Annotated in this window: 1 protein-coding gene; it reads right to left on the reverse strand. The window is 64.5% G+C overall.

Annotation, left to right across the window (positions count from 1 at the left end; genetic code table 11):
* Nucleotides 1–377 (reverse strand): PEGA domain-containing protein (locus MOV75_RS41275; protein ID WP_247008638.1); only part of this gene is annotated, 377 nt, incomplete at its 3' end.
* Nucleotides 378–557 lie beyond the last annotated feature (180 nt).

Raw genomic sequence — 557 nt, forward strand, 5'->3', positions numbered from 1 at the left:
GGCTGCATCGTCACGATGACCGGATTGGGCTTGTGATCGGTGGCCGCCCCGGTCGCGGCATCGACGCCCATGCCGATGACGCCGCCGGCGAGGAGATTGCCGGCGAAGCCGGCGGCGCCCGTGCCCGACACTTCCTTGGTGAGTTGCACCGTCTGGGGTTGATAGCCTTCCTTTTCGAAGGTGATCGTGATGTCGGCGCTACGCTTGGCGACGATGGCGCAAGGTGTTGTGCAGGTTGTCGGCACCTCAAGCCCGCTGACCACGGCCTCCACACCAGAGGGTGTCGATGAGATGCTGATATTCTCGGTCGTGCCGCGCGTGACAGACGCGCAGCCGCCCAGCATGACGCTGAGCGCCACAATTCCCAATGAACGCATGAAATGCCCCTTGTTCCCCACGCCACTGAAGCGCAACCGGAGCGCGAGGGCAATAGGTCACAAGTCGGGATAGTTAAGCCACGCAGGGGTTGTGCACGAAAACAGCGGGCACCTGGAGGTGGGGCCCGGTGCTATTCGCCGCGCAGGCGCTGATCGTCCTGCACCCGGACGTGCTCGGCG

Source organism: Bradyrhizobium sp. PRIMUS42 (assembly GCF_023006515.1).
Taxonomy (GTDB): domain Bacteria; phylum Pseudomonadota; class Alphaproteobacteria; order Rhizobiales; family Xanthobacteraceae; genus Bradyrhizobium.